The sequence below is a fragment of the Burkholderia sp. L27(2015) genome (assembly GCF_009765705.1).
In the GTDB taxonomy this organism is placed as follows: Bacteria; Pseudomonadota; Gammaproteobacteria; order Burkholderiales; family Burkholderiaceae; genus LMUX01.
In genome coordinates, this window is sequence record NZ_LMUX01000016.1 from 541,330 (window position 1) to 566,420 (window position 25,091).

Sequence of the window (25,091 nt, forward strand, 5' to 3'; positions counted from 1 at the left end):
TGGCGAGTTTGCGGCCAGGGCCAACGGCCAAGCTGCAGCCGCGGTGTGCGCAAATCAGACATTGGCCGCAGAGTCGAGCAATGCGCGCAACTCATAAAGTAGATCGAGTGCTTCGCGCGGCCGTAGTTCGTCCGGGTCGATACTGCTCAATCGGGCCAATGCTGGATGGGGCGCGCTCTCGCTTTCGGGTACATCATCTTGCGCGGGCGGTGCCGCATCGACAGCAGGTGCAAATAGATCGCGCTGCGGCGCCGCGTGGGTCAGCGATTGCTGTTCGAGCTGCGCAAGATGCTTGCGCGCCGCACGAATGACCGCAGGCGGAACCCCGGCCAATTGAGCCACTTGCAAGCCGTAGCTCTGGCTGGCCGGCCCGTCGCTGACCGCATGCAGGAAGACAATCCCTTGACCATGTTCGACGGCCGACAAATGCACGTTGGCTGCCTGGGGAAAGTCGTCGGGCAATAGCGTCAGCTCGAAATAATGGGTGGCGAATAAGGTATAGCAGCGGTTATGGGCAAGCAGATGACGCGCGATCGCCCAGGCCAGCGCAAGCCCGTCGAACGTCGAGGTACCGCGGCCGATTTCGTCCATCAGTACCAGGCTATGCGGGCTCGCCTCGTTGAGAATCGCGGCAGCTTCGGTCATTTCCACCATGAAGGTCGAGCGGCCGCCGGCAAGATCGTCCGCGGCGCCGATGCGGGTGAAGATTCGATCGACCGGACCGAATCGCGCACGTTGAGCGGGCACGTAACTGCCCACATAGGCGAGCAGGGTGATCAGCGCGGTTTGTCGCATGAAGGTCGACTTACCGCCCATGTTCGGGCCGGTGATCAGCAACAGCGTGCGCTCCGTACTCAGCACACAATCGTTGGCGATAAAGCGTTCGACCTGAGCCTCCACAACGGGATGCCGGCCTTGCACGATCTCGATGCCGTCGAGTTCGCTGAATTCCGGCGCTATCCAATCGAGCGCTCGAGCCCGCTCGGCAAGCGCAGCCAGCACGTCGAGCTCGGCCAGGGCGCCTGCCACCTGTTGGCATTCGGGGATATGGTCCAGCAGCGTTTGCAACAGCGTGTCGAACAGCCAACGTTCACGTGCCAGCGCGCGGTCCTGCGCCGAAAGCGCCCGGTCTTCGAACGTCTTGAGCTCAGGGGTGATGTAACGCTCGGCATTTTTCAAGGTCTGACGGCGTCGATAGTCGTCCGGCACCTTCTCGATTTGGCCGCGCGTGACTTCGATATAAAAGCCGTGGACCTTGTTGTACTCGACGCGCAGATTGGCAATGCCAGTGCGTTCGCGCTCGCGGGTTTCAAGATCGATCAGGAATTGCCCGCAGTTTTCCGAAATATCGCGCAGTTCGTCGAGTTCGACGTCATAACCGCGCGCCATGACCCCACCGTCACGCAGATTCACGGCAGGTTCGACAGCGATCGCTCGTGTGAGCAATTCAACACAGGCGGGCGGGGGCGCCAAATCGTTGGCGATGCGCGAGAGCGCTGCGCATTGTTCGGTGAGCGGCGCGAGCGAGGCGCGCAGCGCAGGAAGACCCTGCAATGTGTCGCGCAGGCTCGCGAGGTCGCGAGGCCGGGCGCTCAGGAGTGCGAGGCGGGCGGCGATGCGCTCGACGTCGGCGATATGCCTTAGCGCGGCACGGATCGCTTCGGTATCGGCGCCGGATGGCCCATCCAGCAAAGCCCCGATGGCCTGTTGGCGTGCTTGCGCCTGACGCGCGTCGCGCGGCGGATGATGCAGCCAGTGACGCAGCAAACGGCTGCCCATCGAACTTGCGCAGGTGTCGAGCACCGACATCAGGGTGGGCGCTTCGGTACCACGCAGCGTTTCGGTCAATTCAAGATTGCGTCGGGTTGCCGGATCGAGTCCGATATATTCCGATTCGCTTTCGATTTTCAGACTGCGCACATGCCTGAGTTGCTGGCCCTGCGTCGCCTGCGCGTAGAGCAGCAGGGCGCCTGCGGCCCCCAGCGCCGGTGAAACGGGGCTGGCACCCGCGGCACCCTGAGACAGTAAGCCGGCGCCGAAGCCATCCAGGCCTGCCACGCCCAACTGGGCACAGAGCTTTTCGCTACCGGTGGCCGGATCGAAATGCCATGCGGGCACACGCGTGAGCGGCGCATAACCGGTCGGCGGCGTGAATGCGGCAGTCGACGCCGCATCCGCCGAACTCTCCATCAATGTATCGGCAACCAGAATTTCTGCCGGGCGGATGCGCTCGAAGACGGCGGCGACTCCTTGCGCACCGACCTCGGCCAGGCGCAAGCTGCCGCTGGCCAGATTAAGCCACGCCAAACCCACGCTGCTGACCGCGCCGCGGCGATTGCGCGCAACCGAGAGCGCGAGCAGGAAGGCATCGTTCTTGTCGGACAGCAGGGCGGCATCGGTCAGGGTGCCAGGCGTCACCACACGCATGACCTTGCGTTCCACCGGCCCCTTGGAGGTGGCAGGGTCGCCAATTTGCTCGACGATGGCAGCCGATTCCCCCAGTTTGACCAGCTTCGCCAGATATTGCTCGACGGCGTGATGCGGCACGCCTGCCATTTTGATCGGCTCGCCGCCGGAATTGCCGCGTTGAGTCAGCGTGACGTCGAGAAGCCGCGCGGCCTTGACCGCGTCATCAAAAAACAATTCGTAGAAGTCACCCATCCGATAAAAAACCAGCGTGTTGGGATGATCCGCCTTGATGCGCAGATATTGCTGCATTACGGGCGTGTGAGAGGTCAATGCGTGGTCAGGGGTCATCGTTCCAGTCGTATTTAGCCTAGCCCCCGATTTGCCTTTAGAAACAGCGAGGCTGCAACGCGGCTGGACGAAGGCCGTGTGCGCCAGGGGCGGTGGTGCGGCAAATTTTTGGTCAGCCTGATTTTAGCGTGCACGCTCGGGGAATACGCTAAAAACGTGCGATTTTTCGCCAATCGGCATGGGTTATTGCCCTCCATTGGGGGCGCGGATGAGCATCAAGGGTAAAGGTTATCGATTTGTTTCCGATAACTGTATAGACGACGGTGCGAAAGCGGCCTATTTCCACATTCGTTCGGTCTTGTTGTTGCAATCTTGATCTACCCCGGGTGTCAGCACGGCTTCGTGCTTGACGCATGGAGAAAACGCCCCGTACAGTGTGGCGGCCAAGGGGTCTTGGCAGGACCGGTTTGCGTGATTTGGCTGTGCTACCGACGGCGAATGCGCTGCGCGTTGCGGACGACGCGCAAGGCACTTTGTCGAATTTTCCGATTTTGATTGGCATCGAGGCAGTCCATACATGAGCACGGCACAACAAGAAATCGATGAGCGCACCAACCTCACGAGCAATAACCAGTTTGAAATGCTGTTATTCCGCCTGGGGGCAGCGGCAGATTCGGATCAACGCGAATTGTTCGGGATCAACGTCTTCAAGGTACGTGAAATCCTGGTGATGCCGAACATCGTCACGATTGCCGGCTCGCCGAAGCATTTGTTAGGCGTGGCAAATATTCGCGGGCAGATCATTCCCGTGATCGACTTGGCCGCAGTGGTCGGGTGCAAGCCGCGTAACGGTTTGAATATTTTGCTGGTTACCGAGTATGCACGCTCGACACAGGGCTTCGCGGTCGAAGAAGTCGATGAAATCGTGCGACTGGACTGGAGCCAGGTGCTGTCGGCCGAATCCACCTCGGTCGCGGGGCTCAATACCAGCATCGCCCGGCTCGACGGCAATATCGATAACACCCGGCTCGCTCAGGTGCTCGATGTCGAGCATATTTTGCGATCGGTGCTGCCTTCCAGCAAATCGAAGGTCAAGGCGGAGGCGGGCCCGGCATTGATCCTGCCGCCTGGCACGAAGATCGTGGCGGCCGACGATTCCGGCTTCGCGCGCACGCTGATCGAACAGGGCCTCACAGCCATGGGCGCACCTTTCGTCATGACTAAATCGGGCAAGGAAGCCTGGGACATGCTGGAAAAAATTGCCGAAGAAGCGATCGCCGAGGGCAAGACCGCGCGCGACAAGATCGCGCTGGTGTTGACCGATCTCGAAATGCCGGAGATGGACGGATTTACGCTGACCCGGAAAATCAAGAAAGACGAGCGCTTCAAGTCGATTCCGGTCGTGATTCACTCTTCATTGTCGGGCACTACTAATGAAGATCACATCCGAAGTGTCGGGGCCGATGCTTATATTGCGAAGTTTGTCGCCGAGGAATTGGGCGCGACAATCCGTAGCGTTCTGTCGCGCTAGGCTCGCAAACGCAGTACCTCGGACATCGATTGCGCGACATGATCGATATTCGCTTCGTTCAAGCCCGCCACGCATATGCGGCCCGAGCGGATGAGGTACACGGCGTACTTCTCGCGCAGCAAATCGACCTCATCGGCGGTAATGCCGGTGTAGCTGAACATGCCGCGCTGGGTCACGCAGTATTCAGCAGACACTTCAGGCAAGCGCGCCTGTAGCACTTCCTTGAGCCGCAGGCGCATGCTTTTGATGCGTTCGCGCATCTGCGCGACTTCACCTTCCCACATCCGCGTCAGATGTTCATCGCCCAGTACGGTCGACACCAATTGTGCGCCATGCAGCGGCGGGTTGGAGTAGATGCGCCGCACGGCGGCCTTGAGTTGTCCCAATACCAAATCCGCTTCGGTTTCGTTCGGACAAACGAACGACAGGCCGCCGACGCGCTCGCCGTAGAGCGAGAAATTTTTCGAGAACGAGTTGCTGACCACGAATACCAAGCCGGCATCCGCCATCGCGCGGATCGCCCATGCGTCTTCCTGTAGGCCGTCGCCGAAGCCTTGATAAGCCATGTCCATAAACGGGATCAATTTGCGCTGCCCGACTACGCGGATGACTTCGCGCCATTGGTCTTGCGATAGATCAACGCCGGTCGGGTTGTGACAGCATGGCTGCATGAGCACGACGCTGTTGGCAGGCAAGCTCTGGAACACGGCGATCATTTCGTCGAATTTCAGGCCGTTGGTTTGCGCGTCGTAGTAGGGATAGGTGTTGACGGTGAAGCCCGCTCCAGCAAAGAGCGCGCGATGGTTGTCCCAGGTCGGGTCGCTGACCCAGACGGCGCTGTCGGGGAAAACCGTCTTCAGGAATTCGGCTGCTACGCGAATCGCGCCTGAGCCGCCGACCGATTGGATCGTCGCAACACGCTTGTGCCGCAGCACTTCACTGTTTGCACCGAACACGAGCTTTTGCACCGCCTCACGATACGAGGCCATGCCTTCCATGGGCAGATAGGTATGAGGCGCCTCATGCCGCTGGAGCCGGGTGGCGGCTTCGTGGACACTATCGAGTACCGGGATGCGGCCGTCCTGATCGTAATAAAGACCTATGCTCAGATTGGCTTTATGTGCGCGGGAATCGGTGTGGAAGATTTCAAGCAGCGACAGGATGGGGTCGCCGGCATACGGGGCTACGTGTTCATACATCGTGTTCAGGTCCGGGAAGGGATCAGCGGAAATGCATATCGGCGTTACTGCTTAACGTTAACTCAGGTCAACCTAAGTCAACTCGAGCCGACTCCATCTCCTAGTATAGATCAGGTCCCCGTACCCAACCTGTCGTGCGGCGATACGCCTCGGGGTCAGTTCGGCGCTGCGCCGCTGAGTTGCCAGACGGGGAACGGATCGGATAGCGTGGTGAAATCCGGGCCGTATTCGCGGATTTCGGCGTCGGTGATCAGGCAAGCGTCGAAACGCTCGCGCAGCGTCGCCTCGTCCATTTCGATGCCGATCAACACCAGCTCCTGATGGCGATCGCCATAGACGCCATCCCAGCTTGTTTCGAACACTGCGCGTTCTTCATCGCTACGCGGCCACTCGCTTTTGGGCACTGCAGCCCACCACAGCCCCGCGGCTTCATGGCGGGCCACTGAACCGGCTTGCGACCAACTGGCAGCAAAGTCGGGCCGGTTAGCCAGCCAGAAATAGCCTTTGGAGCGCACCACGCCGAACCATTCCTGCTGCATCCATTCCCAGAGTCGCTGTGGATGGAAGGGCCGCCGAGCCCGATAGACAAAGCTGCCGATGCCGTAGGTGGTGGTTTCGGCGACATGCGTGCCGCGCAATTCCTGAAGCCAGCCCGGCGCGCTGGCGGCGGCTTCGAAATCGAATAAACCGGTGTTCAGGACTTCGCGCAGCGGGACTTTGCCGAACTCGGCATGCACGATGCGAGCCCGCGGGTTCAGCGCATGCACGATGGTCTCGAGTTGCTTGAGCTCGTCGGGCGTCACCAGGTCGGCCTTGTTGAGCACCAGCACATCGCAAAATTCGACCTGCTCGACCAACAAATCGACTACGTTACGATTGTCATCGTCGCCCATCGCCGCGGACCGATCGGCGAGCGCGTCGGTGGAACTGTAGTCGCGCAGGAAGTGTCGGGCGTCGACCACCGTGACCATCGTATCGAGCCGCGCAATCGCGCCCAGGCTCACACCTTCCTCGTCTTCGAAGGTGAAGGTTTCCGCCACGGGCAGCGGCTCGGAAACGCCGGTCGATTCGATGAGCAGATAGTCGAATCGGCCAGCATCGGCCAGCTTGCGCACCTCGATCAGCAAATCCTCGCGCAAGGTGCAGCAGATGCAGCCGTTGCTGAGTTCGACCAGTTTTTCTTCGGCGCGAGAGAGTGCCGAACCTTCGCGAATCAACTGGGCATCGATGTTGACCTCCGACATGTCGTTGACGATCACCGCGACTCGCAGGCCTTCCCGGTTATTGAGCAGATGATTGAGCAGCGTGGTTTTCCCGGCGCCGAGAAATCCGGACAGGACAGTAACGGGCAAACGCCGATCGACGGGAAGGGCAGAGGGGGCGGATTTTTGCATGACGCGGGCCTGAAATGAAAACAATAAGGAGGTGGGCGCTAGAGCGGACATCCGAGGGAGAATAGCGTATTGTTATGATATAACATTTCCAATGAGGGTCGCAAATCGGTTGTGCTTGGGGGGCTGCGCTGCGGGGATACTGCGCGGATGCACGACGAGTCAGGCAGCGGCCGTGACCCGGAGTAGAGACCACCGCGCGGGCGTCGGCGAGACGTCGCTCTCGCATGTCCGCGTATTCTCCAGTCGTCTTTACAGTGAAAAGAGCGTATGATCACAAGGTTGGTGAACGATGGCGTCAAGCGATGGCGTCAGTATTGACACCCGTGCCCCCACATTCAGGCTGCGCATTTAGATGCATAGCCCCCTTCCTCCGCAATGACGTAGCGAGTCGGTAGCAAGACGCAGAATGCCGCGACTGTGCACTCTGGCCGATATCGCGTTATGTCCGAATGATGTGCGTTCGTGCCGTCAGCTACGTGCCAGGCGCGTCATGCCGCTTGATTCGGCGCCCGCGCGGCTGCATCGGGAATCAGGCCAGGATAGGTCAACACGTTTTAATCGCTTGCCATCATCCTGCACCAGGCCATTTGGCTCGGTGCATCATGCCGGACATCTGGCGCCCCAGGCGCTGGTCTATACATAGGAGTTGTGGATGTCGAAGGAAGAACTGATCGAGTTGGACGGGGTAGTGGAAGAAGTGCTGCCGGATACGCGGTTTCGGGTCACCCTCGAAAACGGCGTAGTTGTTGCCGCTTACGCGTCGGGCCGGATACGCAAAAACCGCATCCGGATTCTCGCCGGAGACCGAGTCACGCTTGAGATGTCGCCCTACGACTTGACCAAAGGCCGGATCAATTTCCGGCATAAGGACGAGCGCGGTCCGGCGCCGGCACGCAACCCGCAATTCCGCCGCCGTTAAGTCCTGCAGTTTTCAGGCTACACCCCCATTGCGGCTGTTGATTGGCTCGGTTATGCTCGCACGGCGACTATTTGGTCGCGTACGTATAACCGAGTGGAGCAGAGCACATGAACAAGGGTGAACTCGTTGAGGCCCTCGCAAAAGAAACCGGCCTGACTTCGGGCAAGGCCGGCGATGCGTTGAACGCATTGATCGATATCGTCACCAAGGCAGTCACCAAGGGTGAAACGGTACAGATCACGGGCTTCGGCAGCTTTTCGTTTACGAAGCGTGCAGCACGTAAGGGCCGTAATCCGGCGACCGGCGAAGTCATCAAGATCGCTGCATCGAAGGCAGTACGGTTCAGCGCAGGTCAGACGTTCAAGAACGTTGTGAACAAGAAGAAGTAATTAAAACAGAAGTAATGAAAACGCCCGCAGCATAAGCTGCGGGCGTTTTTTTTCGTCTCTTGCGTTTGTGCGGCTTGGCTTATGCAGCCTTAATCATGCAGGCTTACTCATGCCGCCTTACTCATGCAGCTTTATTTAAGCGACTGTGCGCGTTCAAAATTGGAATCATCTGGGCAAATATTTTCGGGTTGCCGGCAACGATCTCGCCGACATGCAGGAATTCGGATTCCCCGGTGTAGTTTCCGACCAAGCCGCCTGCTTCGCTAACCAGCAGGCTACCTGCTGCCATATCCCAGGCACTGATGCCCTGTTCGAAGAAGCCGTCGAGGCGGCCCGCTGCCACATTCGCGAGATCGAGCGCTGCAGCGCCGGGGCGACGCAAGCCGGCGCACGACATCGTCATGTCCTTGAACAGTGCGTTGTACTGGTCGATGCCGTCGGTTTCGCGAAACGGAAAGCCGGTGCCGATCAGGCCATCGGCGAGGCGATCGCGCCGGCCCACGCGGATACGGCGCTCGTTGAGGTAGGCGCCACTGCCACGCGAGGCGGTGTACAAATCATTGCGGGTGGGATCAAAAATCACGGCTTGCGTCACGATGCCCTTGTGGCTCAAACCAATCGAAACGCAATAATACTGAAAGCCGTGTATGAAATTGGTCGTTCCGTCCAGCGGGTCGATGATCCACTGATAGTCAGATTGCCGCTCGGTCGCGCCCGATTCTTCAGCAAGGATTGCATGATCGGGATAAGCGGTGCTGAGGGTTTCGATGATGGCCGCTTCCGCCGCTTTATCGACTTCGGTGACGAAATCGTTGTGCTGCTTCTTGCTGACCTTCAACAAATCGAGGTCCAGCGAAGCACGGTTGATGATCTGTCCGGCGCGGCGGGCGGCTTTGACAGCGATGTTGAGCATGGGATGCATAACGAAATCCTTAATCAGCGGTTTGCGGCCGGCCGATGGCGTGGGTCTGTTGCGCAATCGCAAGCGGGCGGCAAAGGACAAAGCGCGGCTGCGGTTGGGCTCAGACGGAACTAAATTGGAGAAGAGCGAGACTCGCAAACGGCACGGAGTCGACCCGTGCCGATCCGGGCCCGGGCTGCGCGATGCGCAATGGGCGCTATTTTAGCCGACTCGGCGCTTGCGTGCCCTACCTATTTGCTCGGCGCGCTTGCCTCGCGCATCCAGCGCGCTTGCGTCGGGCTTCCCTCATGCTCCTCCACGCTGTGGTGTTTTCCGAGCTTCTCGCGTTTCCTGCGTTCCTCTGCGTTTCCTGCGAATGCATCACCGTCGGCTCCCCGAGCGCGGTACCATCGCTACTTGCCCCAAGTCGCGGGCTACAAAAAACACCCAAGTCAAAACGTGGAACACAACGATACACAGCAAGCGGTCAGCAAGACCGAAATCGCGATTCAACCCGGCGACGTCGCAACCCGCTTCGTTTTGATCGAGCCCAGTCACCCCGGAAACGTGGGCGCCGCGGCGCGTGCACTGAAAACGATGGGCTTTAGCCGTCTGATACTCGTGCGCCCCCGGTGGCCGGACGTGTTGCAGGATCCCGAGGCGATCGCCATGGCTTCGGGCGCCGATGACGTGCTGGCCGCTGCGCAATGTGTGCAAACGCTCGATGAGGCTCTGGCGGGTGTGCACTGGTCGATTGCGCTGTCCGCGCGCAGCCGCGAATATGGGCCGCCTGTGCTTACGCCGCGCATCGCCGCGCAGACTGCGGCACAGATGCTCGCGCAACCGCGCACAAGCGCTCCAGACACCTGCATCGCCCTGGTTTTCGGCAACGAGCGCACCGGCCTCGCCAATCATGACGTCGAGCGTTGCAGTGCGATCGCGCATATCCCGGCCAATCCGGCTTACTCCTCGCTCAATCTGGCTCAGGCAATCCAGGTGCTGGCCTATGAGTTGCGGGTCGCCTATACCGCAGCTTTATCGTCGCCGTCGTCTCCCCTGGCGGCACCGGCACCGGCACCGGCGTCGAGCGCCACGGCCGACGAAGCGCGCGCCTCAAGCGACGAAATCGAAGGCATGTTCCAGCACCTCGAGAAAGCGCTGACAGCGCTGGATTTTTTCGATCCGGATAATCCGAAAAAACTGCAGTCCAGATTGCGACGGCTGTTCGCGCGCGCAGGTCTGGAGCGTGAGGAGGTGAACATCTTGCGCGGGATCGCGAAGCATATTCTGCTGAAAATCAAATCTTGATTGCTATCGACGATCGCGTGCCTAGATCGCCGACTTAGTCGTCAACTCATTTGCCAACTTATTCGACAACTCAGGCAGCGGCTGCACTTCCAGTCCGTTCGCATCGAGCCGCAAATAGCCGCCACGCGGCGGCACGCGATCCAGTTCCCAATCGGGCAATACCCAGCGGTCCGGAAACGGATGGTGCGCCGGTCGATGCGTATGGCCGTGGATCAGCGTGGCCGCACGGCCGTCGCTCAACAGGGCGCCCACCGCTTCGGCGGTCACATCCCATAAGGGGGTGGCGGCCGCGGGCGAGGGCAGCGTCGCACCTATCGCACGCATGCTGCTGCGCTGCCGCAGATGTCGCGCCAGCGCCATCCGCCAGGTCAGCGGTGCGCCCAAAAACACGCGTTGTACCCAGCGGTTGCGAGTGACGCGTCTGAAGCGTTGATAGGGAAGGTCCAGCGTACACAAGGCGTCGCCATGCGCAAGCACAAGGCGCTGACCAAACGCTTGCAGTGTGAATGGGTCGGGCAATAAAACGGCGCCGGCAGCGTGCGCAAAACGCGGTCCCAGCAAGAAATCCCGATTGCCGTGCATGACATAAAGCGCGATGCCGCGCTCGCTCAGAGTGTGCATCAAGGCGCACATGCGCGTAGCAAACGGCGTACCCAACTCGTCGTCGCCGATCCAGTACTCGAACAGATCGCCGAGGATATAAACCGCTTGCGCCGATGCGGCCGTGACGCGTATGAAATGCTCAAACGCCGCCACGGTGCGCGGCAGCGCGACACTCAGATGCAAATCGGAGATAAGTAGAATCGGGCGCAGGTCGGCGCCCGCCGGATATGCCGGGGGCGCGTCTTCCAATCCGGAATGGGGCATTAGGGTCGACCTGCGCTGACTCGCGAGTAGGGGATTTACTCGGTGACGACGGCTTTTTCGATGATCACGTCATCGGTCGGGACGTCCTGATGACCGCCCTTGTTGCCGGTCTTCACTTTGCGGATGGCGTCGAGCACGTCCAGTCCATCGACCACTTCGGCGAACACGCAATAGCCCCAGCCTTGCGGGGTCGGTGCGCTGTGATTCAGAAAATCGTTGTCCGACACATTGATGAAGAATTGTGCCGTGGCCGAGTGCGGGTCGTTGGTGCGAGCCATCGCAACCGAACCGCGCACGTTTTTCAGGCCGTTGTTGGCTTCGTTCTCGACCGGCGCGTCGGAGGGCTTTTGCTTCATGCCGGGCTCGAAACCGCCGCCCTGAATCATGAACCCATCGATGACGCGATGGAACACGGTGTTGTCGTAGTGGCCCTTGTTGACGTAGTTCAAGAAATTCTCGACCGTCTTCGGTGCCTTTTCAGCGTTCAGTTCCAACTTGATAACGCCGTGATTCGTATGGAGTTCGACCATGATTGTTTTCCAAATAAAGGTGTGCTGAATGGTTCAGGCACGGACATAAATATCGGCGCAGCGGTACATGCAGCGCCTGCAACGCCAAGAAGCGGCAATTACTTCGACACCACCGTCGCGGATTCGATCACGACTGGCGTGCGCGGCACGTCGCCCATGCCGCCGTGATTGCCGGTGGGCACCTGTTCGATCTTTTTGACCACATCGAGGCCAGACACCACTTTACCGAAAACGGCGTAGCCGTTGCCATCCGGATTCGGGAAATCGAGGCCCTGGTTATCGACAGTATTGATAAAAAACTGATCGGTCGCGGAAGAGGGGTCGCTGGTACGTGCCATCGCAATCGTGCCCACGGTATTTTTCAGGCCGTTACGGCTTTCCAGCGGAATCGAGGCGGCAGTCGGCTTTTCTTGGAAATCGGCGGTATAGCCGCCGCCTTGAATCATGAAGCCGGGAATCACGCGGTGGAAAATCGTGCCGCTGTACTGTCCGTTGGCCACGTACTTGAGAAAGTTGGCGACGGTCTTGGGCGCGCTTTCCGGATACAGCTCGACCTCGATATCGCCCATCGACGTCTTGATCAGCACGTCGGGATGAGCCGCGGCGGTTTGTGAATAAGCGGCGGGTGCGGTGCCGATCAGGGCAGCGCTGGCCAGCACGAGGGCGAACAGTTTCATGACAAATCCTTCGATCAACGTGAAAAGTTTCCAGCCGCAATGCGGCGGGCGTGGGCTTGATCACCCGCACAAATGCGCGGGTGCAGATTAACGACTCAATGCGCAGGTGCTTGTCGGCAATTTAAGCGGGCAACCTAAGCGGGCAACCCATGCGCGGGGGCATATCAATAGTCAATGTGCGCATGCCTATCAACGATTATTACCGTGGTTCAGCGAGGACGGGCCGAGCATTCCTTGCCCCTGGGGCACACCATATCCCGCGGGCGAATCGGAAGTCTGCGTGGCGCTCGCGGCAGCCGGCGTCGCGCTATGTGCTGCGATCGGCGAGGCCTGGGCCATCACGAGATCGATCGACTGTTTGCGTTGCGACGAAAGGCTATCCTGCGGATTAAGCTTGGCCGCTTTCTGATAAGCGCGCGACGCCATCTGCAAGTACAGCGACCCTAGATTCTGATAAGCCAGCGCATACGACGGATTGGCCGCCACGGCCGTCTCAAGCGTGGCGCGTGCCTGCGACAGCTCGCCGCGTTTGGCATACAGCGCGGCGAGATTGTTGTACGGCTCAGGCACCTCGGGGTATTGTTGTGTCAATGCGGTAAAGGCCTCGATCGCGTCGTCGTCGCGATTGAGCCGTGCCAGTACGGTCGCACGCTTGAATTTTGCCTGCGCGTCGGTAGGGTTGCTCGCGATGCGCTGGTCGAGTTGCTTAAGCGCGGCTTCGAGGTTTTTACCCGCGATCGCCTGGTCGATTTCGGGCGTGCCATCGGCGACCGCCGGAACGCGTTGCGCGAGGGCAGGCATGCTTTGTACACACAGCAGGGCGCAAAAAATAACGGATGCGGCTAGGGCGGCGCGACTGCAAAGGGTCTTCATTGGCTTAAACCGGGAATGTTATACTCCGCCGCATTCTAACAAAACGTCTGACCGATCCACGGATTGTCCGTGCGGATCGCCAGAATGCCCTCATTTTCAGCGTTGCAGCGTATTCTTTTTTGTTGCGACCGATCTGCCGCTCACATTGTCAGTCTATGGATTCGCTCCGCATTTACAATACGCTCGCTCGCGAGAAGCAAACCTTTGTGCCGCTCAATCCTGGACAAGTCCGGATGTACGTATGCGGGATGACGGTCTACGACTACTGCCACGTCGGTCATGCGCGCGTATTGGTCGTGTTCGATATGGTACAACGCTGGCTGCGCGCGATCGGCTATGAAGTCACGTATGTGCGCAACGTTACCGATATCGACGACAAGATCATTCGACGCGCGGTAGAAAACAACGAGACCATCGCCGCGCTGACCACACGCTTTATTGCTGCGATGCACGAAGACGCAGCGGCATTGGGCGTCGAGCCGCCGACCATCGAGCCGCGCGCCACCGAGCACGTGCCGCAAATGCTCGGCATGATCGAAATGCTGGAGCGCAACGGCTACGCCTATCAAGCGAGCGACGGCGACGTCAATTACGCGGTGCGCAAGTTCGCCGCGTACGGCAAGCTGTCCGGTAAAACGCTGGAAGATTTGCGCGCCGGTGAGCGTGTTGCCCCCAACGACGCCAAGTTGGATCCGCTCGATTTCGTGTTGTGGAAGAGCGCCAAGCCTTCGGAGCCCGCGGACACCCGTTGGGAATCGAAATGGGGGCCTGGTAGGCCAGGATGGCATATCGAATGCTCGGCGATGAGTTGCGAGCTGTTGGGCGAGCGTTTCGATATCCATGGCGGGGGCCAGGATCTGCAGTTTCCCCATCACGAAAACGAAATCGCCCAAAGTGAAGGCGCTACCGGCCAGACGTTTGTCAACTATTGGATGCATAACGGCTTTGTGCAGATCGATAGCGAAAAAATGTCGAAGTCGCTCGGAAATTTCTTTACGATCCGAGAGGTGCTGGAAAAATTCGATGCAGAAGTGGTGCGCTTTTTTATTTTGCGTGCACACTATCGCAGTCCGCTCAATTACAGCGATGCGCACATCGACGACGCGCGTGGTGCACTCACGCGGTTATACACAGCGCTAAAAGAGATAGCGGGCGACGGCGGGGAACTCGACTGGCATGAAGCGCACGCGTTGCGCTTCAAAGATGCAATGAACGACGATTTCAATTCGTCGTTGGCGATCTCGGTGTTGTTCGAGTTGGCGGCGGAAGTCAATCGTACGGCTGACACCGTACTGGCTCGCCAGTTGCAAAAGCTGGGTGCAGTGCTCGGTTTGTTGCAGCGCACACCGCGCGAGTTTTTGCAAAGCGTAGTAGGTAGTGAGCCCGGACTGGATGCGCAAGCGATCGAAGCACGGATTGCCGCACGCCGGGAAGCCAAGCGTACGAAAAATTTTAGTGAAGCCGATCAGATCCGCGCAGAGCTTCTTGAAGCGGGCGTGATCCTCGAAGATAAACCAGGGGGGGCTACCGAATGGCGGCGTGTTTGACCAAGCGTGTGCCAGTATGAATCGGTTAGCCAGGCGGGAGGCAAGATGGTAGCGGCCACAAAAGCAGCCCAGAAAAAAGCGGCTGGGAAAGAGCGCATGCGTAGCGCGAGGGATACGTCCGTCGCAGCCGTGGGCGCTCGACGACCGTCGGCACGTAAAGTGTCGCCGCTGGGTGCGGCCGCCCACGGAGCGACTTTGAATGGGGCGCTTGTACCTGCTGTCGTGCCCGCTGTTGTGCCTGCAGTCCCAAAAGCGCGCCGCAAAACGGCGGCGGCCGACGACATCGCAGTGACCGGCTTGAACGGCGCCGCGCGCAAAACGGCCAAAGGTGCCGCCAAGTCCGCCAACACCATGAACGGGCTCGCGTCGACACCGGGCACGCCGAGTGTCGCGAAGCCCAAGGCACGCGCAGGCAAGCTCAAGAGCGTGGGCGGTGTCGCTACGGCAGCGCCGGCGCCTACATCCGCACCTGCGCCTGCGTCGGCGCCTGTACGCACCAAAGCGGCTACAAAGGCGGCAGCGGCAGCGGCAGGTTTGGTACGTCCGCCGTATTGGGACAAAGCGTGCGCCGACTTGGTCAAGCGCGACCGCATCATGAAAAAACTGATTCCTCAATTGGGACCGGTTCATTTGATGACGCGTGGCGACCCCTTCGTGACGCTCGCGCGCTCGGTGGTGGGTCAGCAGATCTCGATGCCTGCGGCACAGGCCATGTGGGGCCGTATTGTCACCACGTGCCCGAAGTTGACTCCGGCGCAGTTCGTCAAGGTCGGACACGAGAAGCTGATCGCCTGCGGTTTGTCCAAGCGCAAAACCGAATACATCCTGGACCTGGCGCAGCACTTCGTATCGGGGGCGCTGCACGTCAATACCTGGACCAGCATGGATGACGAAGCGGTGATCGCCGAGCTGACGGAAATTCGAGGCATCGGCCGTTGGACCGCGGAAATGTTTTTGATTTTCAACCTGATGCGTCCCGATGTCCTGCCGCTCGACGATGTCGGCCTGATTCGCGCCATCAGCGTCAATTATTTCAGCGGCGAGCCCGTCACGCGCAGCGAAGCGCGCGAAGTGGCCGCCAACTGGGAACCCTGGCGCACGGTTGCGACCTGGTATATGTGGCGCAGCCTGGATCCGTTGCCGGACGCCTACTAAGGCGAGCAAGAACCCACCCTTATTTAAAACGATCGCTATCGACCCTGTTTTTTCGATAGCAGGAACTGTTGTTGTGCTCGGCGCGGCGCGGTTAAAATACGCGCTGCCGAGTGACCAAGGATTTCCGCATATGAAGATTGCCTTTCTGGATTTCGAACAGCCTATTGCTGAACTCGAAGCGAAAATAGAAGAATTACGCTTTGTACAGGACGATTCGGCGGTCGATATTTCGGAAGAGATCGACAGGCTTTCCAAGAAAAGTCTGCAGCTCACCAAGGATCTCTACGCGCATCTGTCGCCGTGGCAGGTGTCGCAAATCGCGCGTCATCCGCAGCGGCCGTACACGCTCGATTACGTGAGTGAACTATTCACTGATTTCCATGAGCTGCATGGCGATCGCTCGTTTGCCGACGACTTGTCGGTGATCGGCGGTTTGGCGCGTTTCAACGGCCAGCCGTGCATGGTGATCGGACAGCAAAAAGGGCGCGATACCAAAGAGCGTGCGCTGCGCAACTTCGGCATGTCCAAGCCGGAAGGCTATCGCAAGGCCGAACGGCTGATGCGCCTGGCCGAAAAATTCAGTTTGCCGATTTTTACCTTCATCGATACGCCGGGCGCTTATCCGGGCGTGAACGCTGAAGAGCGCGGGCAATCGGAAGCCATCGGTCATAATTTGTACGTGATGGCCGAGCTCAAGACGCCGCTGATCGCCACCATCATCGGTGAAGGCGGTTCGGGCGGCGCACTCGCCATCGCGGTGGGCGACAGTGTGCTGATGTTGCAATACTCCACGTACTCGGTGATCTCGCCGGAGGGCTGCGCGTCCATACTTTGGAAGAGCGCGGCGAAGGCGCCTGAAGCTGCCGAAGCGTTGGGCCTGACGGCGCATCGTCTGAAAGCGCTGGGCCTGATCGACAAGATCGTCAACGAGCCCGTGGGCGGGGCGCATCGCGATCCCAAAGCGATGGCGGCGATGTTGCGTCGTGCCTTGGCGGACTCATTGCGCCAGTTCCAGGGCATGAGCGTAAATGACTTGCGCACGCGGCGTTTCGAGCGCCTGATGAGCTATGGCAAATTCAAGGAAACCACCCAGGGCGCTTAAGCCCTTGGTCTGCGTCCACAGCGCCTGCGTGGCGCTGCAGTGCTGGGCCTGACCATGACGGCAGGCCCTAATTCATTCCCCGATGGTTTCGATGACGCTGAGCCAGCCTCGGCGTCGGCGGATCGCGCACGCGCGAGCGCATGTGCCGCGGTGGTGGCGGCGCTCGACGCGCTGATGCGCTCGAGCGTGCTCAAAGACGCTACGACGCGGGTGCTGGTGGCCTTCAGTGGCGGCCTCGATTCCACCGTGTTGCTTCATGCCGCTGTGCAAGCGCTGGGCGCGCAGCGCTGCTGCGCCGTGCATATCCATCATGGCTTAAGCGCTCAAGCCGATGCGTGGCAAGTCCATTGTGAACAGCAGGCCGGCGTGCTCGGCTGCGCGTTCGTTGGTCGGCGCGTGCGGCTGGCCGGTGAGCCGGGCACCAGCGTCGAAGCCAACGCGCGCGACGCCCGCTATGGCGCGCTCAGCGAGGTCTATCGCGAGCAGGGGGCGCAGGCCGTACTGCTGGGTCAGCATGCCGACGATCAAGCCGAGACGGTGCTGCTGCAACTCTTGCGCGGCGCAGGGTTGCCAGGGTTGGCGGCGATGGCGAGCGAGTCCGACGATCCCTACGGCATGGTGCGCCTGCGTCCCTTTCTGGACCTCACGCGCGCCACGCTGGCGGCCTATGCGCAGCAGCATCACTTGAACTGGATCGAGGACGAGTCGAATCTCGATACGCGTTACACGCGCAATGCACTGCGCCATGACCTCATGCCGATGCTCGAGCGCCATTTTCCGGCCTACCGGGTGGCCTTGGCGCGCGCGGCACGGCATGCTGCCCAAGCGCAAAGCGTGCTTGAGGATGCGGCGCAAATGGATATGCAAGCGCTCGCGATGGAGCCGATGTCGGCGGCTATCGATGCGACTGCGCTCGGCTCAATCGTACTGTCGCAGGAACGCTTTGCTGCGCTGAGCGTGCCGCGCGCGGCTAACCTGCTGCGCTACTGGATCAAGGCACTCGGCTTGGCCGGCGCACCGGCGGCACGGCTCGACGCCGCCTTGCAGCAGATACGTACGGCGCGCGCCGGAGCGGCCTTGCGTATCGATCATGGTGGGGCGTGCTTGCGTGTGTATCGCGGGCAAATCAGTTGGGAGCACAAACCCGAGATGCAATCGGAAGAACTCGCTGCCGCCGAGCCTTATCCTGCCGGATATCCGTTTCATTTGAGAGAGCTTACGCCCACTGCGCGGGTATGGTCAGGGCAAGCCGCGTGGCATTTGGCGGGGTGGCGCGGCAGCTTCGTTTTCAAGCCAGCGGCGGCAGGTGCGCCTCAAGCGGTGCCCGCGGCTTGGCTGAACGCACTCGGTGTGCAAGCACGCGTGCGGCAGGGCGGCGAGCTGATGCGAGCGGGGCCGGCACGGCCGCGTCGACCTCTCAAGAAGCTGTTTCAGGAACGTGGCGTGCCGGCTTGGCGACGTGATTTGCCTTTGCTTTTTGCGGGTGAGACCTTGTTGTGGGTGCCTCAGTTGGGCCTCAATTACGAATTCTTCGCAGCAGCAAAGACGCACGGTTGCGAGACAGCGGAAGAGGGGGGCGAGTGGCTGGAAATCGATTGGGTGCCGGATATCCTGGTCGCCTGAGCCCGCGGGATTGCCCGCCTGAAGCTCACGCAACTGCGGCTTGCGTCTGGCGGCTCCAACATCGGTAAACGTGCGTCAATACGTCTCATCGTCCGACGTGAACTTGTCTTTCTTGTCGGATTCCGGTATTTTCATAGGTTCGCTTCCACCAAACGCAGCGGCCGCATATCCGGCGCCAGCCTGCTGTCGTGGGTTTCCCGGCTGACACGGGCGGGTTTTCTCCTTCGTTTGCTGAATGCTTGAGCGTTTGCTCACAGCCGCATATCTGCCTGCGTATTTTCGGCATTACATTGCTTATCGATTCGCTTATTGCTTCAATTTATCGCTTAATTCACGACAATGGCACTCATCGTACATAAATACGGCGGCACGTCGATGGGCTCGGTCGAGCGCATCAAGAATGTCGCCAAACGCGTCGCAAAATGGCATAAAGCCGGACACAAGCTCGTAGTGGTGCCGTCGGCCATGTCGGGCGAAACCAATCGCTTGCTGGGCATGGCCCGCGAAATTTCGGCGCAACCGAGCCCGCGCGAGCTCGACATGATTGCATCGACCGGTGAACAAGTGAGCGTCGGTCTGCTGTCGATCGCGTTGCACGATCTCGGTCTCGAAGCGGTCAGTTTTGCAGGTTGGCAAGTGCCGATCAAAACCGACAACGCCTACACGAAAGCGCGCATCAGCTCGATCGACGATCAGCGCATCATGCGCGAGCTCGATGCTGGGCGCGTGGTGGTGGTGACCGGTTTCCAGGGCGTCGACACGCACGGCAATATCACGACGCTGGGCCGCGGCGGTTCGGACACGTCTGCGGTGGCGGTGGCGGCGGCGCTCAAGGCCGACGAATGCCTGATCTACACCGACGTGGACGGCGTGTACACGACCGACCCGCGTGTGGTGGAAGAAGCGCGTCGGCTCGATAGCATTACGTTCGAGGAAATGCTGGAGATGGCCAGCCTGGGCTCGAAAGTATTGCAGACGCGCTCGGTGGAATTTGCCGGTAAATACCAGGTCAAGACGCGCGTGTTGTCGAGCTTGACCGACCCTATGATCGAGCTCGAAACGGAAATGAATTCGGGCACCCTGATTACTTTTGAAGAAGACGAGACCATGGAACAAGCTGTCATCTCGGGCATTGCTTTCCAACGCGACGAAGCGCGCATCATCGTGGCCGGCGTGCCGGATAAACCCGGTATCGCGTATCAGATTCTCGGGCCGGTGGCCGAGGCGAATATCGACGTCGACATGATCATCCAAAACCAGAGCGTCGAAGGCAAGACCGATTTCACGTTCACGGTGGGCCGCGGCGACTATCAGCGCGCGATGGATATCCTGCACAACCAGGTGCAGGGGCATGTGCTGGCCGAGCGTGTATTGGGCGACCCCAAGGTGTCGAAGATTTCGGTGGTGGGCGTGGGTATGCGCTCGCATGTCGGCATTGCCAGCAAGATGTTTCGCACCTTGTCGGAAGAGGGCATCAATATCCAGATGATTTCGACGTCGGAAATCAAGATCTCGGTGTTGATCGACGAGAAGTATATGGAGTTGGCCGTGCGTGCCTTGCATAAGGCGTTTGAATTGGATCAGGCGTAATTGCAGGCGTAAGCGGCGGCCTGATTTATCGCGGGGCGCGCGATGAAATGCGAAAAAGTTGCCGCGGTATTTGACCGTTACGCGCTTAATCGCTATGATAGCGCCTCGGTTGCATAGCACTGGCGCGGTTTGGCTGGCTAGCAATGAGCAAGCAGAGTTTCGGAGACGTGGCCGAGTGGTCGAAGGCACTCCCCTGCTAAGGGAGCATCTGGGCCAAAACCTGGATCGAGGGTTCGAATCCCTCCGTCTCCGCCAGTACGTCAGTATATGGCGGTGAAAACCCCGCAGAGTCTAGGCTCTGCGGGGTTTTTGTTTAGGCGGTGACTCTTTGAGCCGAGCTGATATCCGCACAATCGACCCACGCAATGGGGGTTAAAGCAGGGGTAAGAAAGACCTTGTGTAATGGCAATTGATCGGTTAGGTGCACTCGCACCGACATATGCACCGATTCGCTGAATCGCGCTGGTATGGATCAGGCGCCAATGTCGTCGTGGAGGAATTGCTGGCAAGATTCTGCCCATCAAGAAAAGCGCGAGGTTCGGTCTCCGGTGCAAGGGACATTTCCGGACTTCGACACGGCTAGGACAAGAACTCTATGGTTTCGATCTACGTCTGTGGGGAAGACAGGACTCAGCAGATCAGCGACTGGAAAATTGGATGGAGTGACAAGGACGAAGCGTTGGTACTGACCTGCATTTTCCCCTCCCGCAAACGCTTTATCCGTCCGATAAGTGACTGCAGTGTCGTCCCCACCCGAGAACTGGGCAAGGCATTCCTGAGGAAGAAGGGCAGCTCGGTCAGCCAAGATGTCGACAACGCGGTGATCTACGGCGAAAGGTACGCCGCCATCCAATACCCGGGAGGTTCGAAAATCTATGTCCACAAACTGGACGACATCGAATTCGTTTCGCAGACGACGATGAAAGATGAACCGATATTCCAGTATTTTGTCGCCGTGGCACAAGCCCGCGCGGACAGCGGGGCGTCGGCGGATCAAGCACGGATCGCAGCCAACGTCGTAAGCCAGTTGAAGAGGCTGCCCTCTTGCGCAGAAACGGCCCTGCATGCGTATTGCACGAGGTCGAACGGGCGACAGGAGTCGGAGGGAAGTCTTATCTATCCATTCGGTGTGAACGAGAGCCAGCTCAAGGCCGTCGAACAGGCTTTCACTTCTCAGGTCAGCCTGATCGAGGGTCCCCCGGGCACGGGCAAGACGCAGACGATCCTGAACATCATCGCCAATATCCTTGTGCGCGAGAAAACGGTCGCCGTGCTGTCCAACAACAATGCGGCGGTGGAAAACGTTTATGAAAAACTGGGGAAATCCGGATTCGATTACCTGGTCGCCAGGCTAGGAAGCAAAGAAAATCGCGAAGATTTCTTTGCCCGCATCGTGCCGGTGCCATCGGGTGAGCCTAAACCGGCCCCCGCCATCGAAGACATCCAGACGATCCTGGCGCAGTTGAAGCAACTGCTGTTCGCCCACAACACCGCCGCGCAGCTGCAGGCTGAAATCGGCGAACTGCACATCGAGCGGCGTTATCTGCGGCAGTGGCAGCAGGAGAACGGTGTCCAAGCGCCCTTGTCTTTGGACAAGTACGGTCTGTCGCCACGCAAGACCGCGGACCTTATGGCCTATCTGTCTCATCTCGCGACCAAGCGTATCGGGATCCGGGACAGGATCGAACTGCTGTTCAACTTCAGGATACTCCGCGTCAGGCCTTTTGATGATGTGGGTCGGCGGCAGTCCGTTTTCCATGCCTTGCAGATGCACTACTACGATACCGCGCTTCGGGAGAAGGAGGCCGCCTTGGCGGTCTGCCGCGAATCCTTGGCACGTGGCAATTTCACGGCATTGCTGGAAACGTTGAAGGCCGGGTCCATGAAGTATCTGAAGCGCCATCTGTCTGCGCACGTTCAGGATGCGCAGACATTGGACTCGGCAACTTACAAGCAAAATTTCGATGCATTCGTGAGGCGCTATCCGATTATCGGTAGCGGCACGCACTCCATCGTTAACTCGATTGCATTGAACGCAGTGCTCGACTACGTCATCATCGACGAAGCTTCCCAGCAGGACATCGTTCCCGGAATACTGGCCTTCGGCTGCGCGAAGAACGTAGTTGTCGTCGGTGACAGCAGACAACTGGCACACATCCCCGTGAATCTGGGCTTGGCGGCTCCCGCCGACGACTACGATTGTGAGAAGTACAGTCTGCTCGATTCATGCATCGGCGTTTTCAAGGAGGCGCTGCCCACGACGTTGCTGAAAGAGCACTATCGGTGCCATCCCCGGATCATCCAGTTCTGCAACCAGCAGTTCTACGACAACGCGCTGGTTCCAATGACGCAGGATGGTGGAGAAGAGGCATTGCGGTTGATTGTCACCGCCAAGGGAAATCACGCCCGGAAGAACACTAATCTCAGGGAGCTGGACTCCTTGCTAAAGGTGCTCGACGACGAGGGAGAAAGTGTATGGCAAGGGGAGGATGGTCGGGGTTTTATTGCCCCTTTCAGGGCACAGGTTGTTCTCTCTGGCACCCACCTGCCGGCGGACTTCGTAAAGGACACTGTACACAAATTCCAGGGGCGGGAATGTGACGAAATCGTCTTTTCCACCGTCCTGGACAAAAAGCGTGTCAATCAGGCTCGACTCGATTTCGTCGACGACCCGCGCATGGTCAATGTGGCGGTATCGAGGGCCAAGAACCGGTTCACGCTGGTAACGGGCGATGAAGTCTTTACCACGAACAACGGGCATATCGCTGCCCTGGTGCGTTACGTCGAATACTACGCGGATGAAAAGCAGGTTCTGCGTGCTCCCGTGGTGTCGGCCTTCGACCTTCTATACAAGGAATATGACCATTCCTTGCAGCGACTCAACGCCAGATTACGGCTTGACGATTCGCGGTTCAAATCCGAGCAGATCATCGCGCAGGTGCTACGGGAGGCGCTGTCGGAAGAGTCGTGTCGGGCATTGACGTTCCACTCCCAGGTCGCGTTGAACCAGATCGCCTCGTCAAACAATGCGGCTTTGACGGTGCAAGAACAGGCGTTCATGAAAAACCGCGCCAGTTGCGACTTCGTGATCTACTTCAAGGTAGGAAAAATGCCGCTGGGCGTGATCGAAGTCGATGGCGGATTTCATGAAAAACCGGAACAGACCGAGCGGGATGCCTTGAAGAACAGTATCCTGGAAAAGAGCCATCTTCCTTTGCTTCGGATGCAGACCATCGAGAGTCGCATTGAGGAAAAAGTAACTCGGTTCCTGGCGCAATGGGCAACTGGGATACACGGTAGCCAGTCAGGTGCCCGATGAAAAAGGGCTTTCTCAAGTTCGCTGGCATGCTTGCCGTGAAAGCAATGCCGCACGGATGTTTACTCGCCTGGAGTGGCTGAAGGGGCGGGCAGCGGATCAGTACCTTCGCTAAGAATTGCGAGGTAACGGCGATAGCCGAAGACACGGCCGCGTCGGCGGCCTGTTACTTCCTCGACCACTTCAAGCCGTTGGAGGTCAGCAAGCGCAGCGTTGATCGTAGGGGCCGTCAGGCCAGTGCGCTCGACCAAAGCGTTGGCGGTAAGAAACGGATTCTGCTGTAATAAATCATGAACCCGCAGAGCCGATCCCGCACGTTCACTCTCGGCTGTGATCCGCTCACGATCCTCTTTGAAGAGGGCGATGATCCGTGTGGCGGCATTAAAGGCCTGATTGGCTGTCTCGGCGACGCCATCAAGAAAGAATTCAAGCCAAGCCTCCCAAGCGCCACGCTCGCGAACTTCCTGCAGGAGCCTATAGTAATCGGCGCGGTGCGTTTTAAGGTAAAGGCTCAGGTAAAGCAGCGGTGAGCGTAGCACCCCATGCGTATTCAAGAAGAGGGTGACAAGGAGCCGGCCGATGCGTCCGTTGCCATCGAGAAACGGGTGAATGCTCTCGAACTGGACATGGAGTAGACCTGCCTTGAGCAGGGCAGGCAGACGTGAACGGTCCTCATGCATGAATCGCTCGAGTGCATCAAGGCACGCATCCAGCTCGGTGACAGGTGGCGGCACATATAAGGCATTTCCCGGCCGTGTTCCGCCGATCCAGTTTTGCGATCTCCTGAATTCGCCGGGGCTTGCAGTGCCGCCTCGCCCATTTCGTAGCAGACGAGCATGCATTTCACGAATCAGCCGTAGCGAAAGCGGTAGCGTTTGGAGACGATCCAACCCGTACATCATCGCGTCCACGTAATTTGATACCTCGCGGACGTCATCGATTGGCTGGCCGGCCTGCGCTTCAGTTTCAAAGCGAAGAAGGTCTCTCAGGGTTGATTGGGTGCCTTCAATCTGAGACGAGAGCACGGCTTCTTTGCGCACATACATGTAAAGGAAGAGCTCTGGGCGGGGGAGGAGCATGGTGATGCCATCCAACCGCCCCAGCGCTCGCTCGGCGAGACTCAACCTATCAAGCAGACCCAAAATATCGATAGGTGGTTCGGGAGGTAGAGGGGGCGGAACGAAGGCGCGCACGATCTCACCGCCAGTAGCGGTTTCGGCGAAGCGCCCGAGCCGGGTGTTTGTCAGGTTCTCGTCAGCCATGAACAAATTATGGCTGTAGGCTATTATTTAAACAAGTGGCCTTTCGTTTAAATAGCGGTGGAGCTTAGGTAAGCGGATTTAAATAGCGTGTCGAGGCGGTGCTCGGGCGGTGGATGCCATGACATGAGTGGGTTGCCAGCGAGTTTTCCGATGTGGTTGTATTCTACAATATCGGGAAATGGCGTTAGTTGAAGTTGGGGTGGGAGTAGGG

Annotated in this window: 19 protein-coding genes and 1 tRNA gene; 11 read left to right on the forward strand and 9 right to left on the reverse strand. The window is 59.1% G+C overall.

Annotated elements, in window-relative coordinates; genetic code table 11:
• Positions 1 to 54: 54 nt before the first annotated feature.
• Positions 55 to 2,757 carry a DNA mismatch repair protein MutS gene (mutS, locus tag GSQ77_RS10350; protein ID WP_158901702.1) on the reverse strand — a complete coding sequence of 901 codons (2,703 nt, stop codon included), beginning with the start codon at positions 2,755 to 2,757 and terminating at the stop codon, positions 55 to 57.
• Between the two features lie 517 nt (positions 2,758 to 3,274).
• Between mutS and GSQ77_RS10355 the strand changes: the two genes are divergently transcribed.
• Entirely contained in the window at positions 3,275 to 4,228 is a 954-nt protein-coding gene (locus tag GSQ77_RS10355; RefSeq protein WP_158901704.1) for a chemotaxis protein, read from the forward strand.
• On the opposite strand, the gene GSQ77_RS10360 is transcribed toward GSQ77_RS10355, so the two are convergent.
• Together GSQ77_RS10360 and zigA are read right to left on the reverse strand one after the other, a co-directional pair.
• A complete protein-coding gene (locus GSQ77_RS10360; protein WP_158901706.1) occupies positions 4,225 to 5,427 on the reverse strand; it encodes an amino acid aminotransferase in 1,203 nt (400 codons plus the stop codon). The two genes, GSQ77_RS10355 and GSQ77_RS10360, sit on opposite strands and share 4 nt — an antisense overlap.
• 155 nt (positions 5,428 to 5,582) lie before the next feature.
• Entirely contained in the window at positions 5,583 to 6,821 is a 1,239-nt protein-coding gene (gene zigA / locus GSQ77_RS10365; RefSeq protein WP_158901708.1) for a zinc metallochaperone GTPase ZigA, read from the reverse strand.
• A gap of 652 nt (positions 6,822 to 7,473) precedes the next feature.
• Here zigA and infA point away from each other — a divergent pair.
• Positions 7,474 to 7,740, forward strand: coding sequence for a translation initiation factor IF-1 (gene infA, locus GSQ77_RS10370; RefSeq protein ID WP_158901710.1), 267 nt, complete (start codon positions 7,474 to 7,476; stop codon positions 7,738 to 7,740).
• A 107-nt stretch (positions 7,741 to 7,847) separates the two neighbouring features.
• The gene (locus GSQ77_RS10375; protein WP_158901712.1) at positions 7,848 to 8,129 is read left to right on the forward strand and encodes an HU family DNA-binding protein; all 282 of its coding nucleotides are present in this window, start codon (positions 7,848 to 7,850) and stop codon (positions 8,127 to 8,129) included.
• A 121-nt stretch (positions 8,130 to 8,250) separates the two neighbouring features.
• On the opposite strand, the gene GSQ77_RS10380 is transcribed toward GSQ77_RS10375, so the two are convergent.
• A complete protein-coding gene (locus tag GSQ77_RS10380; protein ID WP_158901714.1) occupies positions 8,251 to 9,051 on the reverse strand; it encodes an inositol monophosphatase family protein in 801 nt (266 codons plus the stop codon).
• Positions 9,052 to 9,531: 480 nt separating this feature from the next.
• Between GSQ77_RS10380 and GSQ77_RS10385 the strand changes: the two genes are divergently transcribed.
• Positions 9,532 to 10,338 (forward strand): RNA methyltransferase, encoded by an 807-nt coding sequence (locus tag GSQ77_RS10385; RefSeq protein ID WP_254067594.1) that lies wholly within the window; start codon positions 9,532 to 9,534, stop codon positions 10,336 to 10,338.
• 21 nt (positions 10,339 to 10,359) lie between these two features.
• Here GSQ77_RS10385 and GSQ77_RS10390 read toward each other — a convergent pair whose 3' ends face one another.
• The 4 genes from GSQ77_RS10390 to GSQ77_RS10405 form a co-directional block, all read right to left on the reverse strand.
• Positions 10,360 to 11,205, reverse strand: coding sequence for a UDP-2,3-diacylglucosamine diphosphatase (locus tag GSQ77_RS10390; RefSeq protein ID WP_158901718.1), 846 nt, complete (start codon positions 11,203 to 11,205; stop codon positions 10,360 to 10,362).
• 35 nt (positions 11,206 to 11,240) lie between these two features.
• On the reverse strand, positions 11,241 to 11,735 hold the full coding sequence (locus tag GSQ77_RS10395; protein WP_158901720.1) for a peptidylprolyl isomerase: 495 nt from the start codon (positions 11,733 to 11,735) through the stop codon (positions 11,241 to 11,243).
• A 98-nt stretch (positions 11,736 to 11,833) separates the two neighbouring features.
• Entirely contained in the window at positions 11,834 to 12,412 is a 579-nt protein-coding gene (locus GSQ77_RS10400; RefSeq protein WP_158901722.1) for a peptidylprolyl isomerase, read from the reverse strand.
• A gap of 189 nt (positions 12,413 to 12,601) precedes the next feature.
• The gene (locus tag GSQ77_RS10405) at positions 12,602 to 13,213 is read right to left on the reverse strand and encodes a tetratricopeptide repeat protein (protein ID WP_254067542.1); all 612 of its coding nucleotides are present in this window, start codon (positions 13,211 to 13,213) and stop codon (positions 12,602 to 12,604) included.
• A 227-nt stretch (positions 13,214 to 13,440) separates the two neighbouring features.
• Here GSQ77_RS10405 and cysS point away from each other — a divergent pair, with 227 nt between their 5' ends.
• The 7 genes from cysS (at position 13,441) to GSQ77_RS10440 (ending at position 23,621) form a co-directional block, all read left to right on the forward strand.
• The gene (cysS, locus tag GSQ77_RS10410) at positions 13,441 to 14,832 is read left to right on the forward strand and encodes a cysteine--tRNA ligase (RefSeq protein WP_158901726.1); all 1,392 of its coding nucleotides are present in this window, start codon (positions 13,441 to 13,443) and stop codon (positions 14,830 to 14,832) included.
• A 45-nt stretch (positions 14,833 to 14,877) separates the two neighbouring features.
• Positions 14,878 to 15,987 carry a DNA-3-methyladenine glycosylase gene (locus tag GSQ77_RS10415; protein WP_158901728.1) on the forward strand — a complete coding sequence of 370 codons (1,110 nt, stop codon included), beginning with the start codon at positions 14,878 to 14,880 and terminating at the stop codon, positions 15,985 to 15,987.
• A gap of 130 nt (positions 15,988 to 16,117) precedes the next feature.
• Complete coding sequence (locus GSQ77_RS10420; protein WP_158901730.1) at positions 16,118 to 17,089, forward strand: acetyl-CoA carboxylase carboxyltransferase subunit alpha; 972 nt, start codon at positions 16,118 to 16,120, stop codon at positions 17,087 to 17,089.
• Positions 17,090 to 17,143: 54 nt separating this feature from the next.
• A complete protein-coding gene (gene tilS / locus GSQ77_RS10425; RefSeq protein ID WP_158901732.1) occupies positions 17,144 to 18,712 on the forward strand; it encodes a tRNA lysidine(34) synthetase TilS in 1,569 nt (522 codons plus the stop codon).
• A gap of 339 nt (positions 18,713 to 19,051) precedes the next feature.
• Entirely contained in the window at positions 19,052 to 20,302 is a 1,251-nt protein-coding gene (locus tag GSQ77_RS10430) for an aspartate kinase (protein WP_158901734.1), read from the forward strand.
• A 161-nt stretch (positions 20,303 to 20,463) separates the two neighbouring features.
• Positions 20,464 to 20,557 (forward strand) — tRNA-Ser (locus GSQ77_RS10435).
• A 340-nt stretch (positions 20,558 to 20,897) separates the two neighbouring features.
• Complete coding sequence (locus tag GSQ77_RS10440) at positions 20,898 to 23,621, forward strand: AAA domain-containing protein (RefSeq protein ID WP_158901736.1); 2,724 nt, start codon at positions 20,898 to 20,900, stop codon at positions 23,619 to 23,621.
• Between the two features lie 59 nt (positions 23,622 to 23,680).
• Here the strand turns inward: GSQ77_RS10440 and GSQ77_RS10445 are convergent, their stop codons facing one another.
• The gene (locus GSQ77_RS10445) at positions 23,681 to 24,880 is read right to left on the reverse strand and encodes a Fic family protein (RefSeq protein WP_158901738.1); all 1,200 of its coding nucleotides are present in this window, start codon (positions 24,878 to 24,880) and stop codon (positions 23,681 to 23,683) included.
• Between the last annotated feature and the right edge of the window lie 211 nt (positions 24,881 to 25,091).